Origin of the sequence: Flavobacterium sp. CSZ, from assembly GCF_015350725.1 — a bacterium.
Taxonomy (GTDB): domain Bacteria; phylum Bacteroidota; class Bacteroidia; order Flavobacteriales; family Flavobacteriaceae; genus Flavobacterium.
This window is the reverse complement of record NZ_JADKPQ010000021.1, coordinates 16401-38939: the sequence shown is the minus strand read 5'-3', so window position 1 is coordinate 38939 and position 22539 is coordinate 16401. Positions and strand designations below refer to the sequence as shown.

General features: G+C 32.8%; 25 protein-coding genes. 14 read left to right on the top strand and 11 right to left on the bottom strand.

The features are described from left to right. The first annotated feature begins 380 nt into the window (after nt 1-380). Genes IRZ78_RS20925 through IRZ78_RS20915 form a run of 3 tightly spaced genes read left to right on the top strand, consistent with a single transcriptional unit; the run spans nt 381 to nt 3204 of the window. Nucleotides 381-1811, top strand: coding sequence for an HD domain-containing protein (locus tag IRZ78_RS20925; RefSeq protein ID WP_194618387.1), 1431 nt, complete (start codon nt 381-383; stop codon nt 1809-1811). After that, nucleotides 1811-2182, top strand: a complete 372-nt coding sequence (locus tag IRZ78_RS20920; RefSeq protein ID WP_194618386.1) for a hypothetical protein — start codon at nt 1811-1813, stop codon at nt 2180-2182. The genes IRZ78_RS20925 and IRZ78_RS20920 overlap by 1 nt, the downstream gene beginning before the upstream one ends. Next, nucleotides 2179-3204 (top strand): COX15/CtaA family protein, encoded by a 1026-nt coding sequence (locus IRZ78_RS20915; RefSeq protein ID WP_194618384.1) that lies wholly within the window; start codon nt 2179-2181, stop codon nt 3202-3204. The genes IRZ78_RS20920 and IRZ78_RS20915 overlap by 4 nt, the downstream gene beginning before the upstream one ends. Nucleotides 3205-3373: 169 nt before the next feature. Here the strand turns inward: IRZ78_RS20915 and IRZ78_RS20910 are convergent, their stop codons facing one another. From IRZ78_RS20910 to IRZ78_RS20870, 9 genes are all read right to left on the bottom strand, one after another. Beyond that, the gene (locus tag IRZ78_RS20910) at nt 3374-4141 is read right to left on the bottom strand and encodes a LytTR family DNA-binding domain-containing protein (protein WP_194618382.1); all 768 of its coding nucleotides are present in this window, start codon (nt 4139-4141) and stop codon (nt 3374-3376) included. Between the two features lie 36 nt (nt 4142-4177). After that, on the bottom strand, nt 4178-4564 hold the full coding sequence (locus IRZ78_RS20905; RefSeq protein ID WP_194618380.1) for a 2TM domain-containing protein: 387 nt from the start codon (nt 4562-4564) through the stop codon (nt 4178-4180). Nucleotides 4565-4580: 16 nt separating this feature from the next. Beyond that, on the bottom strand, nt 4581-4886 hold the full coding sequence (locus IRZ78_RS20900; RefSeq protein WP_228520551.1) for a 2TM domain-containing protein: 306 nt from the start codon (nt 4884-4886) through the stop codon (nt 4581-4583). 2 nt (nt 4887-4888) lie between these two features. Then, entirely contained in the window at nt 4889-5218 is a 330-nt protein-coding gene (locus IRZ78_RS20895) for a 2TM domain-containing protein (RefSeq protein ID WP_194618376.1), read from the bottom strand. Between the two features lie 2 nt (nt 5219-5220). After that, on the bottom strand, nt 5221-5523 hold the full coding sequence (locus IRZ78_RS20890; protein ID WP_194618374.1) for a 2TM domain-containing protein: 303 nt from the start codon (nt 5521-5523) through the stop codon (nt 5221-5223). Further along, nucleotides 5523-6881: a 2TM domain-containing protein gene (locus tag IRZ78_RS20885; RefSeq protein ID WP_173972694.1), complete on the bottom strand. Its 1359-nt coding sequence runs from the start codon at nt 6879-6881 to the stop codon at nt 5523-5525. The genes IRZ78_RS20890 and IRZ78_RS20885 overlap by 1 nt, the downstream gene beginning before the upstream one ends. Before the next feature lie 23 nt (nt 6882-6904). Then, nucleotides 6905-7528 carry a hypothetical protein gene (locus IRZ78_RS20880; protein WP_194618372.1) on the bottom strand — a complete coding sequence of 208 codons (624 nt, stop codon included), beginning with the start codon at nt 7526-7528 and terminating at the stop codon, nt 6905-6907. A 50-nt stretch (nt 7529-7578) separates the two neighbouring features. After that, a complete protein-coding gene (locus IRZ78_RS20875) occupies nt 7579-7986 on the bottom strand; it encodes a DUF2141 domain-containing protein (protein ID WP_194618370.1) in 408 nt (135 codons plus the stop codon). A gap of 369 nt (nt 7987-8355) precedes the next feature. Next, nucleotides 8356-10521, bottom strand: a complete 2166-nt coding sequence (locus IRZ78_RS20870; RefSeq protein WP_194618368.1) for a TonB-dependent receptor — start codon at nt 10519-10521, stop codon at nt 8356-8358. Between the two features lie 146 nt (nt 10522-10667). Here IRZ78_RS20870 and IRZ78_RS20865 point away from each other — a divergent pair, with 146 nt between their 5' ends. From IRZ78_RS20865 to IRZ78_RS20820, 10 genes are all read left to right on the top strand, one after another. Continuing rightward, nucleotides 10668-11396, top strand: a complete 729-nt coding sequence (locus IRZ78_RS20865; protein ID WP_194618366.1) for a carbon-nitrogen hydrolase family protein — start codon at nt 10668-10670, stop codon at nt 11394-11396. Between the two features lie 79 nt (nt 11397-11475). Further along, nucleotides 11476-11934, top strand: coding sequence for a DinB family protein (locus tag IRZ78_RS20860; protein ID WP_194618365.1), 459 nt, complete (start codon nt 11476-11478; stop codon nt 11932-11934). 278 nt (nt 11935-12212) lie between these two features. Continuing rightward, nucleotides 12213-12671: a YciI family protein gene (locus tag IRZ78_RS20855; protein ID WP_194618364.1), complete on the top strand. Its 459-nt coding sequence runs from the start codon at nt 12213-12215 to the stop codon at nt 12669-12671. Nucleotides 12672-12680: 9 nt separating this feature from the next. Continuing rightward, on the top strand, nt 12681-13253 hold the full coding sequence (locus IRZ78_RS20850) for a sugar O-acetyltransferase (protein WP_194618363.1): 573 nt from the start codon (nt 12681-12683) through the stop codon (nt 13251-13253). After that, nucleotides 13254-13643: a VOC family protein gene (locus tag IRZ78_RS20845; protein WP_194618362.1), complete on the top strand. Its 390-nt coding sequence runs from the start codon at nt 13254-13256 to the stop codon at nt 13641-13643. It abuts the gene before it with no gap. A gap of 492 nt (nt 13644-14135) precedes the next feature. Next, complete coding sequence (locus IRZ78_RS20840; protein ID WP_194618361.1) at nt 14136-15416, top strand: chloride channel protein; 1281 nt, start codon at nt 14136-14138, stop codon at nt 15414-15416. An 81-nt stretch (nt 15417-15497) separates the two neighbouring features. Further along, on the top strand, nt 15498-16097 hold the full coding sequence (locus IRZ78_RS20835; RefSeq protein WP_194618360.1) for an HPP family protein: 600 nt from the start codon (nt 15498-15500) through the stop codon (nt 16095-16097). 207 nt (nt 16098-16304) lie between these two features. Then, nucleotides 16305-16844, top strand: coding sequence for a hypothetical protein (locus IRZ78_RS20830; protein WP_194618359.1), 540 nt, complete (start codon nt 16305-16307; stop codon nt 16842-16844). Nucleotides 16845-16943: 99 nt separating this feature from the next. Continuing rightward, nucleotides 16944-17303 (top strand): four helix bundle protein, encoded by a 360-nt coding sequence (locus IRZ78_RS20825; RefSeq protein ID WP_194618358.1) that lies wholly within the window; start codon nt 16944-16946, stop codon nt 17301-17303. 46 nt (nt 17304-17349) lie between these two features. Then, entirely contained in the window at nt 17350-18408 is a 1059-nt protein-coding gene (locus IRZ78_RS20820; RefSeq protein WP_055095663.1) for a nucleoid-associated protein, read from the top strand. Between the two features lie 90 nt (nt 18409-18498). Here IRZ78_RS20820 and IRZ78_RS20815 read toward each other — a convergent pair whose 3' ends face one another. After that, on the bottom strand, nt 18499-19080 hold the full coding sequence (locus IRZ78_RS20815) for a TetR/AcrR family transcriptional regulator (protein ID WP_194618357.1): 582 nt from the start codon (nt 19078-19080) through the stop codon (nt 18499-18501). 70 nt (nt 19081-19150) lie between these two features. Beyond that, nucleotides 19151-19903, bottom strand: a complete 753-nt coding sequence (locus IRZ78_RS20810; RefSeq protein ID WP_194618356.1) for a glucose 1-dehydrogenase — start codon at nt 19901-19903, stop codon at nt 19151-19153. A 228-nt stretch (nt 19904-20131) separates the two neighbouring features. On the opposite strand from IRZ78_RS20810, the gene IRZ78_RS20805 reads away from it, so the two are divergent. After that, entirely contained in the window at nt 20132-22501 is a 2370-nt protein-coding gene (locus IRZ78_RS20805; protein WP_194618355.1) for a GAF domain-containing protein, read from the top strand. Nucleotides 22502-22539: the final 38 nt, after the last annotated feature.

Genomic DNA, 22539 nt, shown 5'->3' with positions numbered 1-22539 from the left:
CACGAATTGCACGAATTTCCACGAATTATTTTTTTATTAAGATTGCGAAGATTTTTGTGCCATAGATTAAAAGATTTCCACAGATTTTTTTTTAAAATCCATTTAAACCTTTAATCTGCGGCTATATTTTTTACGCCAAGAATTGCACTAATTTTTTAATCCTTTTTATTTCATTAATCTGTGGCTGAAAAAAATTAATTAGTGGAAATTCGTGCAATTCGTGGCAACTCTTTCTCAATTCATAAAAATTGACGTTACAAAATGTGAAATTGTTCAAAAAAGTCAACAATACATTATTATAGGCATTTTCTATGTTGTAAATTTGCAGACGTTTCATTCTCTTCAAGAAAAGAAATGTAATATTTAAAATTAGTGAATTCGTGGCTATACAAACAAATTATAAAACAGCATTACAACATAAAATCTTCGAAATAATTTCGAAAGCATCTCAGGAACTCAATGTCGATAGTTATGTTATTGGCGGTTTTGTTCGGGATTTGCTTTTAAATCGGGGTTCAAAAAAAGACATTGATGTGGTTGCTGTTGGCAGTGGTATAGAATTGGCTTTGAAAGTTTCTGAATTACTTCCTAAAAAACCAAAAGTACAGGTTTTTAAAACTTACGGAACGGCAATGTTGCGTTTTGAAGATACTGATATAGAATTTGTAGGAGCACGAAAAGAGTCTTATAATTTTGACAGCAGAAATCCTATTGTCGAAAACGGAACGCTTGAAGACGATCAAAACCGTCGTGATTTTACCATCAATGCTTTGGCTTTATCTCTAAACGAAAAAACATTCGGAGATCTTTCTGATCCTTTTAATGGTTTGGCTGATTTAGAGAACAAAACGATTAAAACGCCTTTAAATCCTGACATTACTTACTCTGATGATCCTTTGAGAATGTTGCGTGCGATTCGTTTTGCAACGCAATTGAATTTCGAAATCGAAGAGAATTCATTGAATGCTATCACCAAAAATGCAGATCGTATCAAAATTATCTCTGGCGAAAGAATTGTAGACGAATTAAACAAAATTTTATCTACACTTAAACCGTCAACAGGATTTTTACTTTTATATAAAACTGGGCTTTTGGATATTATTTTACCCGAGTTAACAGCGCTTAATCAGGTCGAAGAAATTGAAGGTCATACTCATAAAAACAACTTTTATCATACACTTGAAGTGGTTGATAATATCTGCCCAAATACAGATGATGTCTGGTTACGCTGGTCGGCTTTGTTGCATGATATTGGGAAAGCGCCAACAAAACGGTTTAATAAAAAACAAGGATGGACTTTTCACGGACATGAGTTTTTAGGTGGTAAAATGGCTAAAAAAATATTCGAACGTTTGCATATGCCATTGAATCACAAAATGAAATTTGTGCAAAAAATGGTTATTATGAGTTCGCGGCCGATTGTTTTGGCACAGGATATTGTAACCGATAGCGCAGTTCGTCGTTTGGTTTTTGATGCCGGTGAAGATGTAGATGATTTAATGACGTTATGTGAAGCTGATATTACAACCAAAAATCCGTCGAAGTTTAAGAAATATCATAAAAACTTTGAAATCGTTCGCAAGAAAATTGTTGAAGTAGAAGAACGTGATCATGTTCGTAATTTTCAACCGCCAATTTCAGGTGAAGAAATTATGGAATTGTTCGATTTAAAACCTTCACGCGAGATTGGAGTTTTGAAAGAAGCGGTGAAAGAAGCTATTTTAGAAGGTGATATCCCGAATGAATATCAGGCTGCTTATGATTTTATTATTAAAAGAGCTGCAAAATTAAATTTAACGCCTAAAAAGTAATGGATCTATTAGGGGCTATTTTTTCTATTATTTTAATATTAATAGTTTTAGTAACTAATATTATTTTTATTAGAAAAATTAATAGAACTAACAGTAGTCACTATAAATATAAAATCTTCTTTTTTTTAATCAGTATTGCTTCCATATCTGCTATAATGATTATAGGCGCGATTTTTCAAAATGCAGTTCTAATTGATTATTTTAAAATAACAATGAACATTGAAAGCTATCAATATAGAATAATAGTTATGACAGTGATCCTAATTATCAACATTATAGCAAACTTTACTTTATTAAAACTTTATTTAAAAAGAAGAGAACGAAAAAGCAAAAACAAAATTAACGAGATTGAATTAATTGGAAAAGAATGAAAAAAGAGAATAAATCAGTAATCATTTGGTTACTATCAGGTTGTGTTTTATTGTTTTTAATGGTTGTTGTTGGCGGAATTACCCGTTTGACTAATTCAGGTTTATCAATGACCGATTGGCATTTGGTAACCGACACCTTCCCTCCTTTGACGGATGCAAAATGGAATGAAGCTTTCGAGCAATACAAAAAATTTCCTGAGTATCAAAAAATCAACATTCATAACGATTTTCAACTAGCAGATTATAAGTTTATTTACTTCTGGGAATGGTTCCACCGTTTTATTGGTAGAATCATAGGATTGGTTTTCTTTGTTCCTTTTGTTTATTTTTTAATGAAAAAGAAACTGGACCGTGCAACTGTCAAAAAATGTATCGTTCTTTTGGCAATGGGAGCATTTCAGGGTTTCCTTGGATGGTTCATGGTTCGCAGCGGATTAATCGATAATCCAGACGTAAGTCACTTTAGACTTTCTTTGCACCTTACTTTTGCATTTATCACTTTCGCCTATACTTTATGGGTTGCATTGGATTTAATTTATCCTGAAAGAACGATTACTAAAGTAATTCCGCTTCGTAATATTGCAAGATTTGCTTTAGTTGCTTTATTAATTCAAATTATTTATGGTGGTTTTGTAGCAGGATTAAATGCAGGATTAATTCACAATCATTGGCCATTAATGAGCGATGGAGAATTTATACATGATTCTGTTTTTATTGAACAATCTACTTTGGTCAAAAATTTAATCGAAGGTAAAAGCGGTGTTCAGTTTGTACACAGAACTTTTGCTTATGTAGTGGTTGCTTTTATCTTATTTTTATATTACAAAAGCACTCAATTTTCACTTTCAAGAACACAGGTAAACGGAATTAAAACTTTAGTTCTTTTTGTATTTATTCAATTTGCGTTGGGTGTATTTACGCTATTGTACAGTATTCCATTGGCTTTAGGATTAATTCACCAAATTATGGCGTTCTTCCTTTTAAGTGCCATGACGTTTACCTTGCATAGATTGAGTAAATAAAAAAAATCTTCAAATAAAAAAATCCTTCAACCGAAGGATTTTTTTTTATTTTTAATTAATGCTTAATATTTGGCTAATCTTTGTGTTAACCGGATTAAAATCAGGTGCTACAAAATAGATCGAGCCGATGGCTCTTTAATTTAAGGTTGAATTCTGGATGGAATAAAATTTACCCCAACCAACTTTTAAAATCCTGTACTTTCTCGCGGCTTACAATTACCTCATCTTCTTTGTAAGTAGGTAAAATAACTTTGAGGCGAGAATTGGTATATACCTGGATTTCTTTTATTGCCGTAAGCGGAATAATAAATTTTCTGCTTACGCGAAAGAAATCCTTCATGTCTAATTCCTGCTCCAGAACTTCTAAAGTAGAATCGATCAGATAGTTTCTATTATCGAAAGTATGAATATAAGTTCCTTTGTTTTCACTAAAAAAACATTCGATTTCATCGGTTGTAATCACTTTTAAATGCTGCCCTATTTTTACGGTGAAACGTTTTTTGTAACTCTTTTCGAAAGGATTAGATAACATCTGACGTATTTGCTCAAAATCAAGCTGTAGATTTTGATTTCCTGAATTTGCTTTCGGAATTCGGTTTTTGAATTTAGTCACCGCTACTTCTAAATCATCCTCGTCAATAGGTTTTAAAAGATAATCGATACTGTTTAATTTGAATGCCTTTAAAGCATATTCATCATAAGCTGTAGTAAAAATAATAGCGCTTTGAATGTTTATCTTTTCGAAGATTTCAAACGACAAACCATCTGATAACTGAATATCCAGAAAAATTAAATCAGGATGTTCATTATTGCTAAACCAGTGAACTGATTCTTCTACAGAGTGCAGCATGGTTTCTACGGCAATATCTAACTTTTCTAGTTTACGCTGCAATAATCTTGCTGCCGGTTTTTCGTCTTCTATAATTAATGTGGTCATTTAGTACAATGCAAAAATTGAAATTTTAGTTTAAAATTACTCCCATTTATTTTTATTCTGAGCCTCTCTCTCCATATATTTTTGAATTTTCTTTTGTTCCCAGTCTCTGCCGAAAAATATATCCGGTCCAAAAACTGTAAAGGCATGAATCAATAAAGCTATTCCCCAAAACAGTGCTGTAGAATAAATTTCCCAATTATTTAAACTTCTTATCGTAAAATGATTTCCATTATTAAAATCATATCCAACAAAATTCCTGTTTACACTAGTGATAATGATAATAGCATTTACTATAATATAAACCTTCAGGTGCGAATAAAATCCTTTGATTTTTTTTACTTTTTTATACGCAATATTATAACTTTCGTCTGTACTAAATTCTTGTCTGTATTCATCATACATACGTTGTCTAAATCGTCCCATTTTATTTTGAATTAAATTATTGCCATTTATTTTTACCTTCTTTTTCTTTTTCCATCAGTTCTTTGATTTTCCGTTCTTCCCATTCTTTTCCAAGAACCGGAAATATTTTAAAAACTTTCATTCCGTGAAAAACAACTCCAACTCCCCACCACATTAAAGGCCAATAGAACCATAAATGATCCGGTGATGTGTATAAATTGACAAAAATAAGAACAACATTTACACCAATAAAAGCGGTTAAATTTCCGTAAAAGCCTTTAATTTCTTCAACTCTCTTTTTTGCCAGATAATATCTGTCTTCTTCATTTAAATTAACTTCCATGATTACTCCCATTTTTGTGTTTTTTCTTTTTTCTCTAAAATACTTTTCACTTTTCGCTCTTCCCATTCTTCTCCAAAAATTTTAAAAGAAGCGAATAAATCTACCGCAGAAACTAAAAAAGCGGTTGTCCAGATGATCATTACAAAACAATTTATATATTTAAACGGCAGGAAATTTAAAGGTAATCCTGCGTATTCTTTTAAAATAAAAATGATCATTCCGATAGCATAAACAAATGCATGCGAATAAAATGCCTTAAGTTTAAGTACTTTTTTATTGGCCATTTTTTGAAGTTCGAATTCTTCCTCGCTATTGTTAAAATTATTTTCCATGATTACTCCCATTTTTGTTTTGGATTCTCTTTTTCTAAAAGCGCCTGAATTTTTCGTTCTTCCCAATCTTTATTAAAAATAGGCGAAAACCCAAAAGCTTTCATGCCATGCAAAATGATCGGAATTGCCCATCCTATTACAGAATATATACACCACAAATACCCAGGAGATGTCATAAGATTAACCACTATAACAATGGGATTACAAAGAAGATAAACCGTTAGGTGCTGGTAAAACTTTTTTATTTCGACGACTCTTTTCTGAGCCTCGTAATAGCGTTTTGCTTCATTATAATTGGGTTCCATTATTTCCAGTTTTTTTGTTGTTTTTCTTTTTCAAGAATCTCTCTTATTTTTCGTTCTTCCCAATCTGAGCTGTAACCAAAGACTTTAAAAGCATGCATTACCACTCCAAACCCCCAGCCCAAAGCCGAAAACCAAAACCATTGAAATCCAGGAGAATACCTCAAATTTATAAAAATTAAGAATGGAATTACACAACAATATGAAATAACATTCCCGTAAAAACCTTTTAATTCTTCTACTCTTTTTTTAGCTCTGAAATAAGCCTTATTCTCATCGCTATATTCTGCACTTGTTTCCATAACTGTAATTTGTTTGGTCAAAATTGGAATTTTAACTGTAAAAGTTTTTTCATTTTGTTCGATCAAAACTTTTCGGTTTGTTATAATCCCGTATCGATTTACAATATTTTGCAATCCGACTCCCTGCCTGTCCTGCAAAACTTCTTTTTTCTGAAAATCATTCTGAATTGCTAAATAATCTCCGTCAATAAAAATTCTGATATGCAACGGTTTTTGTTCGCTTACGATGTTATGTTTCACTGTATTTTCCAGCAAAAGCTGCAAAGACAGCGGAACCACTTTTGCATCAGGGTTTATATTTGTGGTGGGCAATTCGTAAAATAAACTATTTTCGAAACGCATCTTCAGCAAATTCATATAAGTTTTTGCAAACGACAATTCATCTTCTACAGATACTAGTTCTTTATCTTTTTGTTCTAAAACGTAGCGGTAAATTTTAGATAAAGAAGTCGTAAATCGTTGCGCATTATCCGGATTTTCTTCGATTAAAGAACTTAATACATTTAAACTATTAAAAAGAAAATGTGGATCTATTTGATTTTTTAAACTTTCGAATTTTGCATTTGCTGTTCCTGCAATAATCTTTTGTTGTGTAATTTCGAATTTTGATGCCTGTTTCCACTTTACCATAAAACTTCTGGCCTGCATAAAAGTCGAAACTCCCAACGCGAGTATGATATAAAACAAGTGTACCCAAATCATCTTATCGCTAAAAAAAACTTCTAGAGATACATCCTGCAAAATAACATAGATGTAATAGTTAATTCCTAAAACGATCGGAACTGTATACAAAACAGTAACCAAAATTCCGTAATATACCCTTAAGTTCGTTTGCTCTAACCAATCCCATTTTTTATCTAAGTAAACATTAATATATCCGTTACCAAAACCTACAAGGAAGGAATAAAGACAGCTGATAAAAAAAGTAATAAGAACGTTTCTGACATTTAGATCACCTCCTAAACAAGCTGAAAATATTACCGTAAAAATCATAGAAATCTTGAACGAAACTATTGTTCCACTTTTTAAATCTCCATAAACAGTTCCGCGATCTTTCATTATATTATCAGCTTAAATTAATTTTATTTTTTACAATTCTTTTGAGTTTCTAAAGCTCTTTCTAATCCCCATTTTGGCGAAAAAGGAGTTTCTGGTTTAAAAGTAGCAAAAAGTTCAACAGCTTTATCAACTTGTGCACAAAGAGGTTTTGTATCAACTCCTGTCCATTTTGCGCCACCTAACTGGTAATCAGCCTCACCAAAAACAATTCGCGGATTGTTTGGATCTATGGCTTTTCCTTTTGCGTAAGCTTCCATCACTTTAGCCGAATATTTCATTCCGTTTGTCATTGGGTCTGCTACTACCCAGGCCGTATAGATTAGAGCCTGCATGGCATATAATTCGGCATTGTTTTGATCTTTTATCAATTCAACATCCAATGCGTCTTGTGCTTTTGTCAGCAACAAATCTATTTTTGTTTTATCTTTTTCAGAAAACGCCGATATAGTATTGATTAAAGAGATATAATAATTAGGCAGATAACTTGTTTTTTCTGCTGCAGCAATTCTTTCGAACAATGCCGAAGCTTCTGTATTTTTTCCTTCTTTCCAAAGCCCTAACGCTTTTCCCATTCCTTGTTCAAACTGTGTTTGTGCAGAACTTATTGTTACTACGAATAATGCGATTAAAGTGATGATTTTTTTCATTTTATAAGTAATTAAAATGGTTGTTTTTATTTTGTTTTGTTAGTTATTATTTATAATGTAATTTCAATTTTTGAATCTTTCGCAATGACAAATTTAGCATCTTTATAAGCCGGAGGTCCCATAAATCCTTTTGCATTGTTTGAAGCTGCATAATCTTCAGAAGGAATTCCCATCATATTTTTATCCAGTTTTCCGTTATTGTTTTCATCGTGATACGTTGAAATTGCATATTCTCCTGCCGGAATATTGTCGAATTTTACAACTGCTTTGTTGTTTTTAATTTCAGACCCAACACTTTTATAGGTTGTTTTAAGAAAGGTCCCATCTGAGTTGTACAAACCTACTTTAACAGTTCCTGCATTATTTTTTAAACCCGAAACAGAAACAGTCAGTTTTACATTTTGAGCAGATATCAGACTGCAGATAAATAATGTGATTAAGGTAATAATTTTGGTCATGATTTCTTTTTTTTTTAGTTACTAAGATGCTAAGGTTCTGAGATTCTAAGTTTTGTTGATGATTAAAACTCTTCTTTTTAAGTATTAAGGTTTTAAGGAGATAAGCTTCTTTTTTCTTAGTGTCTTAGAGGCTTAGTCGCTTATTATTTTATACTTCAAAAGTATATTGATTTTTAATGCTTTAAAATTAAATAATACTGAGTTGTTGATTTTGATGACTGAATTGTTTTTTTTAAAGGTGCAAAGGTTCAGAGTAGCAAAGGGACAAAGGTTTTAAGTTTGCATCCGTTTTTTAATTCTAAAGCTTGTTAAGTACTTGCATTTTTTTTCAAATCCAAGCTCGACAAACCTTTGTCACTTTGAACCTTCCTAAAGATTCTTCAATTGATTCTCATTTTTATTATCACTAATCGTCCAGAAGAAACCTACGAAAAAGAATCGGTCTGCGGTTGGTACAACGGCTTGTCTGTTATAAACTCCGTTAGGGTCCGGTAATTTTGCGTAGTCGTAACCAAAAACATTTTGGGTTCCTAATACATTCGAAACCGAGAAATACAGGATTTTTTGTGTTGTTAGTAAATACGCCCAGTTAAAACTCAAACTATTATATGACTTTGTTTTCCCGTTCATGAATTGTGTTTGGTTGGGATCGTTATAAGGTCTTCCTGAACTATAACTGTTGGTGAAACCTATTTGCGATTTCCAATCGGTGATAAAATATTTGGTTACGATGGATAAACTGTGATTTGCCACAAAATTTGGAGTTGCCATCATTGGAAAATTCTTGTATTGTCTCTCTGAATCGATATAAGAATACGAAATCCAATATTCTAAGTTTTTATACAAATTACTGTCTCTCCAAAATAAATCCAATCCTTTTGCATAACCCGAACCATTGTTATTGAAAACCGAATTGTACTGAATATCTCTCGTATTATACTGAACCAAATTGCTGTAATCTTTGTAATATGCTTCTGCCCTGAAAGTTTGCCCTGGTTTTGTAAACTGATAATTCAAAATATAATGTCTCGCTTTTTCACTTTCGAACTGATGGTATTTTGAATATTTAATATAATCAACAACAGGAGTTTGAGAAAAATCTCCGTAAGCAAATGAAAACTGACTGTTTTTAGAAACTTTATAAGCGATTGAAGCTCTTGGCGCTGTATTGGTCTCGTCAAGCAAACTATTATTCGAAAGCCTGAAACCTACTTTCATCGCCAGGTTTTTCGAGAACAAAATATCCCCTTCGGTATAAAGAGCAGCGATATTTGAGTCGTAACCATTGGCTGTTTTTATCGAAATGTTATCATCAAAATTTTCATTGTATCTGGTCATAAAATAATCGGCTCCAAAAGACAATTTAAAATAGTTGGAAATGTTTTTTCTTAATTTCAACTTCAGCTGTGCTGCATTTTCGTTACTGTCAACATCATTGATGTCATATTTGACTTTGTTTTTGCTATACCCGTAACTAATTCCTGATGTTAGCTGCCAGCCCGTTCCAAAATCTCCTTTGTAAGAGGCATTCAAATAAAAATTATTATTGTTTAAATCGGTTCTGATGGGGTCAACGAAGTTTACATTCTTCTGATTCAAATCAAATTTTTCAGCATCAAAAGCGGCGTATAATTTAAAAATACCTCTTTCAAAATGATATCGGTAAACCGCTTCACCTCCCAAAGACTGATAAGGATTATTCCAATCTACATTCTGAGGAATTACCGCCTGATAAGGTGCCAGGTTTATATAATTGGTATTAATACTAAAAGAACTTTTTTTCCATTTTTGCGTATTTCCAACTCCTAAACCTACGGTCATTAAAGCAATATCTGTTTTATTCTGGTCCGGTTCATCTTGCGTATTCAATAATAAAACACTTGATAAAGCTTCTCCATATTCGGCAGAATATCCTCCGGTAGAAAAAGCAATTCCGCTAAACAAAAAAGGCGAAAACCTGCTGCGGGTTGGTAAATTATTTGTTGTTGCGCCATAAGGCTGTGCTACACGAAGTCCATCTACAAAAGTCTGAGTTTCGCTGGCTTCTCCTCCACGTACAAACAAACGTCCGTCTTCTCCAACAGTTTGAGTTCCCGGCAAGGTTTGCAAAGCGGCAATAATATTTCCCGCAGAACCTGCTGTGGTTACAATATCTAAAGGTTTTAGGACCGAAACTCTTGCTTTGTCTCCTGATTCTAATGTTCCGGCAGTAATTACAACAGCGTCAAGTGCATTTACGTTTTCTCTAAGTTTTACGGTTTGATCTTTATAGTTGGCAACATCAATTTCTTTTTTGAAAGTATCGTACAATAAAAAACTTATTACTAAAGTCTTATTTCCTGTTTCTGATGTTTCAAACGAAAAATCTCCTGTTTCAGAACTTGTAGCTCCGTCATAAGTTCCGTCGATATAAATATTAGCTCCCGGAACAGGTTTTCCTTTTTGATCTAATACTTTACCCGAAATAGTATTTTGGGCAAAAATAAAACAGGTAAAAAATAAAAAGCTAATGGTAAAAAGTAATTTGGTTGTCATGGTATTTTGTTTTTGATGGTGCAAATATATTTTAACAGTTTTTGTTAAAAAATATTAAATAACCCAATTGTAGAATTTCGAGGATGAGTTGTAAAATACTTATTTGTATCTTAGCTATTAGTTCTTCGTCTTTAATAAAACTCCAAATGAACATAGGAATCGCACAAATAAAACCTTTTAAAGGAGATATTTCAGCTAACATAAAAAAACACATAAAATTTATAGAACTTGCTTCCTCATTAAATGCAACTTCGATTTTTTTTCCTGAACTTTCATTAACTGGTTACGAACCCGAATTGGCCAAAGATCTTGCAACTCATCAAGATGATAATCGATTTGATTATTTTGAGAAAACTAGTACTCTTAAGAATATCACTATTGGAGTTGGGATTCCATTAAAAACCGAAAATGGAATACGAATTAGTATGCTTATATTTCGACCAAACCAAGAAAGACTTTCCTATTCAAAACAACAACTTCACGAAGATGAATTTCCCTATTTTGAAAATGGAAATGAACAAGTTATAATCCAAATTGAGAATCAAAAAATTATTCCTGCTATTTGTTATGAAAGCCTACAAACAGAACATGCCGAAAAAGCAAACAAACTTGGAGGGGATATATATCTGGCCAGTGTTGCCAAATCACAAAACGGAATACATAAAGCTTTTAAACATTATCCTGAAATTGCTAAAAAATACACCATTCCGGTTCTAATGTCCAATTGTATTGGAGAATGTGATAATTTTGTAAGTGTTGGGTTTAGTTCGATTTGGACAAAAGAAGGAAAATTAGCGGAACAACTTGACAACAAAAATGAAGGTATACTAGTTTTTAATACTGAGACTGAAAAAGTTGTAAAACAGATTATCTAGAAATTGATTTTATATCTTTGATAATCACTAAGACCGAAAGTTTAATTTTTTTAAATAAAACAAATAAACCATAGCAGTTATGTCAGAAAGCAAAAGAGTTTCGAATTTATATCAATCCATTTATAATGGACATCCATGGCTGGAGGTTACTTTGGCACATACTTTAGAAAATGTAACGGCTGAGCAGGCTTACAGAAAAATAAATCCAAAATTAAATACGATTTGGGAAATTGTCAATCATTTAATTCAATGGAGAAGAAATATTTTAAGACGTGTGCAGGGCGAAATTGTTACAACTCCTGATCATAATTATTTCGTTCCTATTTTGGATTCATCTGAAGCTTCATGGGAACAATCACTACAAAGTCTCGCTAAATCTCAGGAATTATGGAGTGCCTTTTTGAGTGATTTTGATGATGCTGGCTTTGATAAAATAGATCCAAATAACAATCATAATTTTTATGAAGATATTCATGGTATTATTCAGCATGATATTTATCATTTAGGACAGATTGTTATTTTGAAGAAGTTATTATAGTAGATAATTTTGTGCAACCTTGTGATTCCGATTTCTGTGATAAAACCTTTTTTTAGGAGCTAATCCCGAGCCTGAAAGTGCACTGGCGAAGCAATCCGTTTTCAATCTTTTGTGGCTCCCGATAGCTATCGGGACGCCACAAAAGGATTTACACTTTTATTGGGTCTAGAACAATCCTTTTCATAACAATATTTTCGTATAGTTTGCCATTCCGAATGAGGAATGAAAATTGGGAGTTATTTAAAATACAAAACATCTTTTTCTAAATAAACATTCAAATGAAAAAATCAGGACTGTTACTCGCATTTTTATTTATAAATGTTATCGGATTTTCTCAGGAAACTGAAATGAAATTCGATGAAAATCTGGCAAAATCACTGAAAGCCGATGAATACGGTATGAAGAAATATATATTTTGTCTTTTAAAATCAGGAACCCATACAAGCGCATCAAAAGAAGAAAGCAAAAAATTATTCGAAGGTCATATGGCGAACATCAACAAACTAGCCCAGGAAGGAAAACTGGTTGTTGCCGGACCATTTATGAAAAATGACAGAAATTACAGAGGCATATATATTTTTAATGTAGAAACCGTCGAAGAAGCAAAAGCACTTGTTGCCACAGATCCGGCAATAAAAGCCAATTTGCTCGAAGCCGAATTAACACCCTGGTATGCGACGGCTGCTTTGCAGGAAACATTAAAAATTCATGAAAAGATTGCTAAGAAAAAAATATAATTACATTTTATGAAGACTGAGAAAGAAAAAATGATTGGCGGAGAATACTACCTTGCAGGAGATCCTGTTTTAGTAAAAGAACGCCGAAAGGCTAAAAATCTACTTCACCGTTTAAACGTAACTGAATATCGCCTGACAAAAAAAGCAAAACTAATTTTAGAGGAGTTAATTCCTAATGTAGGTAAGAGTTTCTACATAGAACCTCCATTTCATTGTGATTACGGTTACAATATTTCTTGTGGTGACAACGTTTATTTTAATGTAAATTGTGTTGTTTTAGATTGTGCGCCCGTAAATATTGGATCGAATGTGTTTTTTGCACCAAACGTTCAAATTTATACTGCCACTCATCCGCTTGATGCCGAATTAAGAAAAACACTCGAAAATGCATTACCCATTTCTATTGGTGATGATTGCTGGATTGGCGGAAATTCTGTTATTTGTCCGGGAGTAACTATTGGCAAAGGATGTGTTATTGGAGCCGGATCTGTAGTGACCAAAGACATTCCGGCCAATTCATTGGCTGTTGGAAATCCGGCCAAAATAATTCGAAAATTAAATCAAGAACCTGAATCTAAATAAATGCTTACCTTAAATAAAGTTCATCATATCGCCATTTTATGTTCCGATTATCAAAAATCTAAAACTTTCTATACCGAAGTTTTGGGATTAATGATTATTAGAGAAATCTATCGCGAAGAACGTCAATCGTATAAACTTGATCTGGCCTTAAATGGCATTTATGTCATAGAATTATTTTCTTTTCCAAATCCGCCGCAACGTCCTTCCCGACCTGAAGCTGTTGGTTTGCGTCATTTGGCTTTTGAAGTAATTAATCTGGAAGAAACAATTGCTTTTTTGAATACTAAGAATATCGAATCAGAACCTATTCGAATTGATGAAACAACCAATAAGCGATTTACTTTTATCGCCGATCCTGATTTGTTGCCTATTGAGTTTTATGAAAGATAAGTTTAAAATAATCTCGCAAAGGCGCGAAGACGCTAAGTTTTTCATATTTTGATTCAACGTTATTTGAATAGCTTCCTGCTTTAGCTGGATGTGTAAATAAACAAAAGCAAAAAGGCTTTAGCCGAACAAATAAAATTTGGCTAAAGCCTTTTCTATATAAAATAATGTATCTCTAGCTAAAGCTGGAGGCTATTCAAATTGTTGTGGAAATCTCGCGCAAAGAGTCGTAGAGTAGCAAAGAAAATTAACTTAACAACTTTGCGACTCTGCGACTCTGCGACTTTGCGAGATTTGTTTACCAATTTTTACTTATCAATTGATTAAAAAAACTTAGAGTCTTTGTGCCTTTGTGGCCAATCCCGTAAGCGAAAGAAAATTCTTAAAACGAGAACTTTAACACAATATAATGACTGATTTTTATTAAAAACCGACTTTGATTCTCTAATTTTGTAATCCGCATAAAAAAAATGCGATTGAAAAAATCCACAACTGATGAACAAAACGGCGAAAATCAAAAAAAATCATCAATTTATTGTCTTCCAAAAATTAGTTATTGTTTCTGTTTTAATTGGCTTTCTTTCGGCCTTTTTAGGAATATCACTAAAAAAAATTACAGAATATTACGAAGAAATCTTCTTTCATGAAGTCTCCGTAAACCCGATTTTTTATATCATTTTCCCCGTCTTCGGATTATCTGTTATTTATTTTCTAAGACAATATTTATTCAAGAAAAAAGAAAATAAAGGCATCAAAGAAGTTTTTGAAAGCACCAAATCAACTTCAAAAAATTTACCTTCATATAAAATACCCTCTCACTTTATAAACGGATTACTAACTGTCGCTTTTGGAGGTTCAACGGGAATCGAAGTTTCAACCGTAGTTGCCACCGCTACAATTGGATCTGTTGCACAACAAAAAGAAAATGTATTTCGCAAATACAAAACCGAATTGATTTGTGCGGGAGTTGCAGCTGGTGTTACGGCATTATTCAGCAGTCCAATTGCAGGGATTTTATTTGCTCTCGAAGTAATTTCCAGAAAAGTGACCCGAGCTTTTGTGATTTCGAACATCATTGCGGTTTCAGTGGCTTTTGGATTATTAACGATATTAAAAGAAGAACCTTTATTTGCTGTTTCTATTACAACCTGGCATCTAAAAGCGATTCCGTATTTTATCCTTTTAGGAATTTTAGCCGGAATAAATTCAGTTTATCTAACCCGTTGCGTTTTATTTTTTAAATCTCAATTCGGAAGAATCGATACACATTATTATAAAATCTTAATTGGTTCTGTGGTTTTAAGCGTTTCACTTTTTATTTTTCCTCAATTGTATGGAGAAGGTTATCACGCTATAAAAAGTATTGTTGGCAACTCAGCCGAAATTACCTTAACCCTTACTTTGGCTTTTACTTTTGTTGGAGTTTTACTTCTAAAACCTATCGTGACTTCTATAACATTAGCTTCGGGAGGAGACGGAGGCGTGTTTGCTCCAAGTCTTTTTATTGGTGCTTTTCTGGGATTATTATTAGCATCTATATTAAACACGTTTTTTCAGGTTCATGTACTTCCGGTTAACTTTATGATCATCGGGATGGCAGCTGTTTTAAGCGCCAGTATTCATGCCCCTTTTACCGCCATATTTTTAGTATGCGGACTAACAAACGATTATACTTTGTTTTTACCAATTACGGTGGTTTGCTTAATTTCAAAGTACACAGCAAAAATGATTTATCCCTATACGGTATACTCTTATACTCCAAGTCTAATAAAATAAATTATCAAATACTGATTGCACAGGTTTTTAACATCGCTTAAATCTGTGATAAAATAATACCACAAAAAATATTTAGCAAATATGCCCACTCCAAAAATTAAAAGAAGCTATCGCAAAACCCGTTACATTCTTTACAAGGAAACTCTAATCGATTTTAAGGAACACTTTTGGTCTTTTTTAGGTTCGTTCGTAGGAATTGGAATTTTGGCTTATGTACAGTCAATTCACTTTTCAGGAAATGATGCTGTGTATTTAATTGGTTCTTTTGGCGCTTCGAGTGTATTGGTTTACGGAATTATTCAAAGTCCGTTCTCACAGCCCCGAAATTTAGTTGGAGGTCACGTAATTTCTGCCTTTATTGGTGTTACAGTTCACAAATTAGCTCCAGACATTATCTGGGTTGCTGCTCCTTTGGCCGTTTCGCTTGCCATAATTTCTATGCAAATTACAAAAACACTTCATCCTCCCGGAGGCGCAACTGCTTTAATTGCTGTTATTGGCACAGAAAAAGTAAAAGCGTTAGGATATATGTATGTGATTTCACCTGTTTTAGTTGGAACTTTGATTTTACTTTTAACGGCTTTGATTTTTAATAATATGACTTCAAGCAGAAGTTATCCTACTCATAGTACTTATCATAAGCATTATCACAAAATTAGAAAACGATTGGTTGGGAGATAGTTTTTTTTTTGAAACACGGTTGTCATCCTGAGTTTAGTGAGACTTGAGGAGAGGACTTGCCAATTGGAATGGGCTTCGACTCCGCTCAGCCTGACAGATCTATTTCGCTCAATCTGACAAATAAAAATCTTTTCAACAAATCTCAATTCCTAATTCATAAATCCTTTTTTATATTTTACCTTTGACCTCTCAATAAAAACAAAGATTATGGTTTATAAATTTAGAGTAATTCTAGACGCCGAAGAAGATATTTTTAGAGACATTGCAATTCTTGAAGATGATACTCTTGAAGATTTACACAATGCTATCTTCAACGCTTTTGGTTTTGACGGAATGGAAGTAGCTTCGTTTTATACCTGCGATGAAACTTGGAATCAGGAAGATGAAATTGCACTTTTTGATACTGGCGACGTTCCGGGAGAACAAAGAACCATGAGCGATTATAAATTATCTGATCTCTTAGATGATCAAAATACTAAAATTATCTACGTATATGATTTCATCAATATGTGGACATTCTTAGTTGAATTGGCCGCTATCGAAGATCAAATTGCAGGAGTTCCTTACCCGGAAACTTTATTCTCTCACGGAGAAATGCCTGATGAAGCCATAGAAAAAAGCTTTGAAGCCGATATGCACGACGATATCTACGGAGAATTTGAAGATGATCTCGACGAAGACGATCTAGACATGTTCGAAGGAGACGATAGCTTTGAAGATTTTGGATTTGAGGAAAATTGGAATTAAAGAAAGAGGTTCAAAGGTTCAGAGGTTTTCTTTAAAACCTGCGGTTTTAAAAAGTAATAAAATTCTTATTTTTACATTTAATTTTTTTAATGACTAATGATGAATACTTTTCGAGACCTTTTAATCTGGCAAAAATCGATGAACATAGTAACTGAAATTTACCAATTAACAAATTCATTTCCAAAAGAAGAATTTTATGGACTATCTTCACAAATCAGAAGATGTTCAGTATCAATACCCAGCAATATTGCGGAAGGTTATGGCAGAGACGGAAATAATGATTATCTGAGATTTTTAAATATTTCAATGTCATCGTTATTCGAGATGCAAACCCAACTTGAAATCTCATTCAATTTAAAATTTTTAAGCGAGAATCAATTTAATAAAATAAATGGAGAAAGCAGAGAACTAGAGCGCATGTTAATTGCCTTTATTCGAAAGATAAAAGACAGAAACTAAACCTTTGTGCCTTTGAACCTTTGCCACTCTGAACCTAAATAGAAACATGATCAACTTATTCAACACCCACATCGAGACGCTTGCGATACACCGCGTAGGAAACAAAAGCAGAAACGAAGCGATTTTTTTATCGGAACAACCATTTAATCTAAATGATGAAATTGTGCCTTTGATAAAAGAGTACTTTTTTAAGCCTTTTAGAGAGAAAGAAGAAAACTATTATCAGTTTGCGCACGAAGTCGATTTGGATTACAACGACATGTTTAAGTATGCTACGGAGATTTTTGATAATCCGAATAACTTGCAGGAGATTTCTAAAAGAATCACCACGCATTTATTCGAGCAATCAAATCATCCGCACATTAAAAACGGAGAAGTTTACGTAACGTATTTAACAAACTTAAGTATCGATAATAATGTTGTTGATGCGATCGGAATTTTTAAAAGTGAGTTACAAGCTGACTTTTTACAGTTTGAAGAAAAAAACAGTAACCTTGAGATGATCTTGCAGCAAGGTATCAACCTAAGCAAATTAGACAAAGGTTGTTTGATTTTTAATTATAAAAAAGAAGAAGGATATAAAATTCTAACTGTTGACAGTAACCGTTATGATGCGCGTTACTGGTTAGAGCACTTTTTATCTGTTGATGCTTTTGAAGATGAAAACTTCATCACTAAAAAATACTTGAAATTCTGTCAAAACTTCGCAAAAGATGTTGTTTTGCCAGCAGAAGACAAAAAAGAAGAAGTAATGTTTATGAACAGATCTGTGAATTATTTTGCTAAAAATGATCAGTTCGAAGAACAAAACTTTTTGAATGAAGTATTAGACAATCCTGACTTGATTCCTGAATTCAAAAATTATAAAGTTGATAAAGGAGAAAAATACAGCATCGAAGATGTAACCTCATTCCCTATTGCCAACGCAGCAGTTTCTGACGCTAGAAAATCGATTAAAAACGTTATTAACCTGGATACCCATATTCAGATTAAGATGGATTTTATCAACCCTGAAAGCGCTGAAAAATTTGTTGAAAAAGGCTGGGATGAAGAAAAACAAATGTATTACTACTTAGTTTATTTCAATAAAGAAGAAAAAAGCTAAGAGTCATTCATTTTCTATTACTTACTTAAAACAAAAAACGGCAACTACATTCGTAATTGCCGTTTTTTTATTTAAGGTTTCTCAAAGTCATTACAAAATCGATAACATTGCTTTTATAATATCATCGTACACTTGTTTATCTCTTTCGCCGGTACGTGCCAAAACCCTGATTCCTGAATAATTATTAAAAATAAACCGGGCTAAAACTTTCGCACTGTTTGCTTTTGAAATATGTCCTGAATCCTGACCTTTCTGTATGGCAGTTGTAAAAACTTCTTCCATTATCTGGCTGTTATTTTTTACAATTTTGGCAATCTCTTCATCATGCATCGCTAATTCTACCGAAGAGTTTACCATAAAACAACCTTTTGTAATCCGGTCTTCTAAACTCTCGATAACAGCTTGTTTGAAAATGTCGTGTAAAGTCTCTTTGATATTTTCTGATTGATCAAAAAGCTCGACGATCTGGTTTTGTGCATTTTTTTGATAGCGCTGCAACGATTGAGCAAAAAGCTTTTGCTTATCGCCAAAGGTGTCATACAAACTAGAGCGGCTTAAACCCAAATGTGTCACCAAATCCTGGGCCGATGTTCCGTTATAACCTTTGTGCCAAAAAATTTCGATGGCTTTGTCTAAAGCCTGATCTTCATTAAATTCTTTTGTTCTAGCCATGATTTTTTCAATTAACATTACAAAGGTATAAAAAACGGAACAATCGTTCCTGAATTTGTGTAAAAAAAAATTATACTACAGCATTAACGGTAAGTCCGCCATCAACAACAATTTCAGTTCCGGTAATAAACGATGCATCATCTGAAGCCAGAAAACTCACCGTTTTTGCAATTTCTGAAGCCTGCCCAAAACGTTTCAATAAAATTTTCTCTCCTAAAACGGCTCCAAAACTTTCCACTTCTGCTTTTTCTAAACCTAATTTTCCGTACAATGGAGTTTCAACAGGACCTGGAGAAACTGCGTTTACTCTAATTTTTCTTGGCGCTAATTCTGTAGCAAATACTTTATTTAAAGATAATACTGCTGCTTTGCTTGCTGCATAAACACTGGAATTTGGCATACCAACATGAGCATTAATCGAAGTATTAAAAATAATAGAACCTCCATCATTTAAGATTGGTAATACTTTTTGAACGGTAAAATAAACCCCTTTTACATTTACATTCATAATCCTGTCATAATGCGCTTCTGAAGCTGATTCTACCGGAGCAAAAGAAGCTGTTCCTGCGTTTAAAAATAAAATATCAACTTTTCCAAATTGAGCTTTTACCTGCTCTACCAAACTATCAATCGATTTTAGATCGGATTGATCTGAAACAATTCCGGTAACATTCAATTCTTTTTCAGCTTGAGCCAAAGCTTCTTTGTTTCTTCCTGTTACAATTACTTTTGCACCTTTTGCTACTAAATCAGCTGCAGCTGCGTACCCAATTCCGCTATTTCCACCAGTTACAATGGCTACTTTGTTTTCTAAATTTTTCATTTTTATTATTTTTAAAATTATTGATTATTTAATTATTATGGTACAAAGATATAATAACGGAACGATCGTTCCGTTATTACTAAAGTTAATATTTAGTTAAAATAAAAAATCACTCTAAAAACACTGATTTTCAGACAGTAAAATCTATGAAACAATAGACGAAAGAAATAATATAATAGCAAAGATTCTTAATTTTTGCTTAATTTTGTACTCTAAAAACAAATTAACATGGATATTCAATTATTCAACGAAAGTCCCTTTAAAACCATAATTTCATTTCATAAACTAATTGAATCTTTTGAAGAAATAGCTTTATCGAATGTAGATTACCGAGCCAACTACGCCAAAGCCATATTGAAAGAAATAGAACCTATTCCCGAATTTAGAACCGGGATTCAGGATTTTTCTATCATTAAAAACAATGAAGCTTTAATCAAAAATTTATTAGCAGATTTATTCCCAACTGCTTTAACCCAAAATGAAATAAAGGCGGTTACAATTCCGTTTCAAAATATATCTTTTAACTATACTGATCGTTTCAAGAAAATTTTACGTAATGCCGGTGACGAATTTTATATGGAGATTCGTGATTTTGATGATCATCAATTTTACATTAATAATTGCTGCTTGATTTTAAACAATTATTACAATCAGAAAATAGATTTTAATAAACCTTTTTTCTACGACATTCCGGATGAAGATGGAGTCGAAAAACATTATCGCATTTTATACAATGCCGATTTTATGGAAATAATTCCAACTGAAAACGCTGTAGAACTGACTCAGGACGATATCGATCTTTTATTTGATAATTATAACGATCTGGAGCTTTGGAAATCAAAATTCCCTAAAGGAAGCTGGATTTTAAAAGGTTTTGGAATTGTTTCTTTATTTGATGCGACGACAGAAAGTGCCATTTCTAATTTAAAAAGTAATTTACTTAAGCCTGATTCAAAAACCGTTGCAACAGATGAAATTGTTACAAACATTTTTAAATCTATATTTAAAATTCCGGATTTAAGAGTAGGTTTTATTATTTACAATCCTGAAGAAGAAAAATTTATCAGGCCGGCAAAATTAGACAATCAGCTCAAAAGCTTTTTACTTGCAAAAGATCAGGAAGTCGATTGTAAAAATGCTTTTTTTGGATGTTCTTTTGAAAATTTATTAGACAACAAAGAGCCTTTTGTTATTTCTAATGTTAAAAAATTCATCGAGGAATCATCTAATAAAAAACTTGGGGAACATTTATTAAGACAAGGGATTCAGAGTTGTGTTTTTGCTCCTGTTATAAAGAACGATCATTTACTGGGTGTTATTGAATTAGTTTCCGGAAATGCCAGAGAAATTAATAGTGTAAATGCAACCAAACTAGAGTTAGTCCTACCCTATTTAACGGATACGATTGATCGCTATAATACGGATATGCAACATCAGGTTGAGGCCATTATTCAGCGTGAATACACTACTATTCATCCAAGTGTATACTGGAAATTCAAGAAAGAATCCCAAAATTATTTTCAGAATAACAATCCTACAAAAGATTATATTTTTAAAGAAATTGTCTTTAAAAATGTTTATCCGCTGTACGGTCAAATCGATATTAAAGGTTCTTCTGAGCACAGAAATGAAACAGTTAAAACAGATTTGAAAAGCCAGCTTACTACGCTTCTGGAAATTTTTGACAATCAAAAACCAAATGCAAATCTGGTACTTTTGGAACAAAGAAAATTTGAATTGGAATCACTTCGCAACGAGCTTGATTTTCCGCTAAAAGCAGATACGGAACAACAAATTCAACGTTATATTGAAGAAGAGATACATCCTATTTTAAAAAATACAAAAGGAAATGCCATCAACGAAAAATTAGAAGAGATATATTTTGAGACTCTTGATGAAAAAACGGGATTGTTTTATCAGGAAAGAAAGAAATTCGATAATGCAATGTCTATTATCAACAAAAAATTGGCATCGGTTTTAGATAAAAAACAAATCGAAGCGCAACAAATTTATCCCCATTATTACGAGCGTTTTAAAACTGACGGTGTTGAGCATAATTTATATATTGGTGCATCAATTTCGCCAACCAAACCTTTTGATATTATGTATTTGCACAATTTACGTTTGTGGCAATTACAAACTTTGTGCGAAATGGAGCTTGAACATCATCAGCTAAAAGAATCTTTACCGTATGAACTCGACGTAACTTCGCTGATTTTAGTATTTAGCGCACCGCTTTCTATCCGTTTTAGAATGGATGAAAAACGTTTTGATGTTGACGGAACGTACAATGCAAGATACGAAGTGGTTAAAAAACGTATCGATAAATCGAACATTAAGGGCACAAAAGAGCGTATTACAGAGAAAGAAAAAATTACAATTGTATATTCTCAAAACAGCGAAGAAGCGGAGTATTTAAAATATATCAAATATTTGCAGCACAAGAAAATCTTAGAACCATCAATTGAACAATTTGAAGTCGAAGATCTTCAGGGAGTTTCCGGTCTAAGAGCGATTCGTGTAAAAGTGATTAATAACAGTACAAATCCGGTGGCTCAAAAAATTACCTATCAGGATTTATTAGATGAGCTTAATTAATTATTGAATACATAGTTAGGCCGCGCATTTTTGTCATC